Raw genomic sequence first — 5069 nt, 5'->3', positions numbered from 1 at the left:
CGCCTGTGAACGTTCAGCTCCTACTAAAGTGAATGCCTCTTTCAGAGAGAAACCTACGAAGTGTTCTTTCATTAAATCATCATGCAGAAATGTTTTCAGCCTATGACATTTCTTCTCTTTTCATGTGGAGCTTAACTACTATTCTTCATCAACGGTTAATATTTCATCCTAATATTTATATTATCATACGTATCAACAATCGGATTGTCAATAGCGTTATTTAAGATCTTTCTAAATGTTTTTTTAATTTACGAACATCTCTTACAGATAAACCAAACTCTGAAGCTAATTCCACCATGTTTGAGCCTTGTTCTTTTTGAATAAAGTCATGAAAATCTACTCCAAATATCTGGTTTTCTCCTAAGTGGGCAGATGTTCCCTTTTCACCAAATCTCATTTTTTTCACCCTTCGTTACGTAGTTATCTCCTATTCTTCCCACTTTTAGAATAGAAAATGCATTTTCTGGATGAACAACTAGTAAAACTAAGACTTTAATTTAATAGACACTCATCTAATCATGCAATTGTCTCTATTAGACAAACATACATTTAGACAAATTTGGTCAATAATCTAGTCCCTTCTTTTTTCAGGCGAATATAAATATAAGCAAACGGACATGCAGTGTCATATGACTCTGCTCTGAAAAAAAAGAAATGGAGTGAGAAAATGTCATTTGAATTAGGAATTACCATATTTGTATTTGTCACGACCATGCTGGTCATTTTTTGGAGGCCAAAGGGGCTCAATGAAGCTTATCCAGCTGCTGTTGGTGCAGGGATCATTTTAATAACAGGAATCGTATCTCGAGCAAATATTGAGGATATTATCAGCAAAATTGGCGGAGCCTCTATTACGATTATGGCGACAATTGTCATGGCAGTCATATTAGAAAGCTTCGGTTTCTTCCACTGGGCAGCTGCCCGGCTTGCTAGTATGGCAAAAGGATCAGGCTACCGTCTATATTGGTATGTTCAGCTTCTATGCTTCTTGATGACACTTTTATTTAATAATGATGGAAGCATCTTAATTACAACACCGATTTTAATTCTATTACTGAAAAACCTGCAGTTAAAACCCCATCAGCAAATCCCGTACCTATTAAGTGGCGCTCTTACAGCTACCGCTTCAAGTGCTCCCATTGGCGTCAGCAATATCGTTAATCTCATTGCATTGGAAATTGTAGATATGACGTTATATATGCATACTGCCATGATGTTTGTCCCAGCAACATTAGGTTTACTGTTTATGTCCTGGTTAATGTTTGTCGTAGTGAAGAAAAAATTGCCAAGAAAATTGCCAAATTCCACTTATGAGATCGAGGAGAGTTTTTTCACCAAAAATTTTCATCCTTTAAAAGGAAAACTTTCTGTCGAGACAAAGAGAAAACGTACAAAGTTTATGTTGAAAGTATTGCTGTTTGTTTTTATCATGCGCTGTTTATTATTTGTAGCCTCTTTTCTCTCCATTCCAATTTCTCTAGTTGCTGTGCTCGGATCCGTTGCTTTGCTAGTATGGCGATGGTATCACCTGCGAACAAACCCCATTGATATTTTGATAAAGACTCCTTGGCACATTCTGATTTTCGCTTTTTCCATGTACGTCATTATTTACGGACTTCACAATGTAGGACTGACGGCATTCCTCGTGAAATTATGTGAACCTATTGTCAACCAAGGGCTGCTCTATGCAAGCTTTACGATGGGCGGACTCGTTTCAATTCTCTCTAATATCTTTAACAATCATCCAGCCTTGATGGTTGGGACGATAACTTTAACAGAAATGGGGCTCGATCCAATTACTTTAAAGACGATTTATCTTGCAAATATCATCGGCAGCGATATAGGTTCCTTATTGCTTCCAATTGGTACGCTTGCGTCTCTGATCTGGTTGTATATTCTCAGACAGCATAAAGTGAAAGTGAAATGGAAGGATTATTTAAGTGTGTCATTAGTTGTTATCCCAATATCTACAATTTTCACCTTATTCTTATTGTACTATTGGGTACAAATGGTATTTGCCTAAATTTAATGATGAAATATGGAAAAATATTAAGGAGGAAAAGAGTTTGACTGATTTAATCACTTTACAAGGTAAACAAGTAAATTTACAGCTTGGGAAAGAAACAATTAATGGGATTTTACTTGACGCAGGAAAAGATATTGTTGTCATCTTTAATGGTCAACGGTATTTATATATCCCTTTGTTACACGTACATCATTTCCAGCTTAACAGCAATAAAGATGATTATGTAGATTCGCCTAGTGAATCTTCTGCGTTTGCAAAAATGGATCTTCTTAATGTTAAAGAAGTATTAAATAAATCAAAGGCAGTGTTTACAGAAATTTATGTAGGAAAAGATTTATCTTACTATGGATATATAACAAATGTCTATAATGACTATGTGGCTTTTTATTCACCCATTTATAAGTTGATATTTATTTCAATAGACCATATAAAATGGCTTGTCCCTTTTAATGAAAACTCTTCACCTTATACTTTAAACAACATGAACCTATCTTTAGGCAAAAGTCACGTACACTTGCGAGTAAGTCCAACGAATTTTCCTTTACTTCCTAATTTGGAAGATCAGTTAAAAAAAGAAGCAGGAAAACTTGTCATCTTTGATGGGGGAAAAGATCCTAAAAAAGTGGGACTGTTAAAAAAGATTGAAAATAACCTCGCAGAAATAATACTCGCAAAGGGGGAGAATATATGTTTGAGGCTTTCCCATATAAAATCAATTCAAATACCATAATAGCGGGATGCATGAAGTCCCTAAGCAGCTTTTATGTAAAACTACAAAAAAAAGAGGCAAAAGCAGCGCCTCAAAAAATTCCTTTGTAAGTTATATAAATAAAACCACAAAGATAAGTTACAGTCACTTTTAAGATATGTTTTAGAAACCGGAAATGAACTAGGTAATTTACACGAAAAACATTAAATATTAAGAAAAAAAGCTATTTCATTTGAGATAGCTTTTTTCTTTGATGAAAAAGTCGCCAATAAGCAATAAAATTTATGATATTTTGACAATAGAGCAATCAGACGCATATTTTGAAACTTTTCATCTCATTTGGAAGGATTTAAGCGATCTAAAGAGAAGTAATATCATTTAGTAAAAGGAAAGGCTTGACTAAAAAAACAAAATTTGTTTTTCTTAAAGATGTGAATCTATCAAAAAGGAGGGAGCAAATGCTCAAGAAACAAATTCTCTTATTTTTTTGCACTGTTCTCTTCATAGGATTAGCCACTCCTCCGTCAGCGGCAAAAGCAGTGGGCCAAACTGTCACAGTGGGAACAGATAGCTTAAATATTCGCAAAGGTCCCGGTTTGAGCTATCCGATCGTTGCGAAGGCAAAAAAAGGAGAAAAATACCCTTCCCTTTCCGAAAAGAATGAATGGATTGAAGTTCAGCTTGGTAACGGTGTTCGTGGCTGGGTAGCCAATTGGCTCGTGACGAAGGAAAGCGCGACTATCTCGGGCAGTTCCTCAGAAAAATTAGAGAAGAACAAGACTGCCATCATTTCAACAGATGGCCTTCGAATTAGAAAAGGTCCAGGGACAAGCTTTCCAGTGATTGGAACAGTTAATAAAGGAGAAGCATACACGGTTCACAGTATGGATGGAAATTGGGTGAATCTTCAAACTTCTTTTGGCAATGGCTGGGTCTCTAGTGACTTTATCCAAATCCAAACTAGTAGCAAAACTACTAGTGTAGAAGGAAAATGGAATGGCAGTATTACTGCGAATTCCTTAAATGTCAGAAACTCACCTTCTCTAAATAGTTCTATTATTGGAAAACTAAGTTTAGGAGATAATGTAAAGATATTATCTCAGACAAGTGAATGGACTGAAATCTCTTTTTCTGGGACGAAAGCATGGATAAGCAGCCAATATATTCAAATAGACAAAGCTGTTTCCAATAGCCCCGCTCCCGAAAAACAACAAAGTAAATCGACAAGCGCAGGTAAAAAAGCCAAGGTAACAGCAACATCGTTAACTGTCAGAGATACTGCTTCTCTAAGTGGAAAAGCAATTGGCTCGGTACAACAAAACGAAAGCTATCAAATTATCGAGGAAGCCAATAACTGGGCAAAAATCGAGTATGAAAAGGGATTATTCGGCTGGGTGGCTAGCTGGTATTTGGACAAATCTGAAACTGCCCAACCAGCTGTAAGTGAGCAAAAAGTGAAGGATAGCTCTCTTACCATTATTCATAATGGATCTAACATTAGAAAAAATGCAAATGCTCATTCTGAAGTCGTACATAGGGCCAACCAGGGAGATATATTTGATATTATTAGTATCCAAAATGATTGGTATGAAATCCGTCTCACCAATGGGGGAAGCGGCTATATTGCCGGTTGGATTGTTTCAGTAAATGGTTCAGCACCTATGGTAGAAAAACCCGGATCAGAATTACACTTGAAGAATAAAAAAATTGTTATTGACCCCGGTCATGGCGGAAGAGACAATGGGACAACAGGGGCAAGAGGGACGCTTGAAAAATTATTAACATTGCAGACAGCTCAAAGCTTATATGAAAAATTGAAATCTACAGGGGCTAACGTCATATTAACTCGTAATAATGATACATATATCCCTCTATCATCACGGGTGTATACATCACATTATCATAACGCCGATGCCTTTATCAGTATTCACTATGATAGTATGTTAGACCGAAGTGTTCATGGAATGACCACCTATTATTATCATTCCTATCAAAAGAATTTAGCTGCCAATGTTCACTCCTCTATTACTTCTAAGACAAATCTAAAGGACCGCGGCTATCGTTCCGGAGATTATTATGTGTTAAGAGAAAATAAGCGCAATGCAATTCTGCTAGAACTAGGTTACCTCAGCAATCCTACGGAAGAAATACTCGTATCTTCCAGCCAATTTCAAGACACGGTGACGACTGGCATTTACCAGGGGCTAGCTAGGTATTTTAAGGAGAACTAGATTTAATTCTTAAAGGCTAAATAAAAAAAGTCAGACACATTCATACTTAAGTATGAACACTGTCTGGCCTTTTTTATTGTCTAGCTTCAGCGCCTACCCCCGA

General features: G+C 36.5%; 4 protein-coding genes. 3 read left to right on the top strand and 1 reads right to left on the bottom strand.

Annotated features, from left to right (window positions below; genetic code table 11):
- Positions 1-220: 220 nt before the first annotated feature.
- Positions 221-397 carry a hypothetical protein gene (locus V7164_RS07210; protein ID WP_335345533.1) on the bottom strand — a complete coding sequence of 59 codons (177 nt, stop codon included), beginning with the start codon at positions 395-397 and terminating at the stop codon, positions 221-223.
- Between the two features lie 270 nt (positions 398-667).
- On the opposite strand from V7164_RS07210, the gene V7164_RS07205 reads away from it, so the two are divergent.
- From V7164_RS07205 to V7164_RS07195, 3 genes are all read left to right on the top strand, one after another.
- Positions 668-2023 carry an arsenic transporter gene (locus V7164_RS07205; RefSeq protein WP_335345534.1) on the top strand — a complete coding sequence of 452 codons (1356 nt, stop codon included), beginning with the start codon at positions 668-670 and terminating at the stop codon, positions 2021-2023.
- A 43-nt stretch (positions 2024-2066) separates the two neighbouring features.
- On the top strand, positions 2067-2756 hold the full coding sequence (locus tag V7164_RS07200; RefSeq protein ID WP_335345535.1) for a DUF2642 domain-containing protein: 690 nt from the start codon (positions 2067-2069) through the stop codon (positions 2754-2756).
- Positions 2757-3193: 437 nt separating this feature from the next.
- Positions 3194-4966, top strand: coding sequence for an SH3 domain-containing protein (locus V7164_RS07195; RefSeq protein ID WP_335345536.1), 1773 nt, complete (start codon positions 3194-3196; stop codon positions 4964-4966).
- Positions 4967-5069 lie beyond the last annotated feature (103 nt).

The organism is Bacillus sp. JJ1474 (assembly GCF_036965225.1).
GTDB lineage: Bacteria > Bacillota > Bacilli > Bacillales > Cytobacillaceae > Cytobacillus.
Note: the sequence above shows the minus strand (reverse complement) of the source record. Positions and strands in the feature narration are given on the sequence as shown.

What these genes read in the sequence shown, in the direction of transcription:
- V7164_RS07205 (WP_335345534.1), top strand. Translation starts at nt 668, where the DNA reads ATGTCATTTGAATTAGGAATTACCATATTTGTATTTGTCACGACCATG.
- V7164_RS07195 (WP_335345536.1), top strand. Translation starts at nt 3,194, where the DNA reads ATGCTCAAGAAACAAATTCTCTTATTTTTTTGCACTGTTCTCTTCATA.
- V7164_RS07210 (WP_335345533.1), bottom strand. Translation starts at nt 397, where the DNA reads ATGAGATTTGGTGAAAAGGGAACATCTGCCCACTTAGGAGAAAACCAG.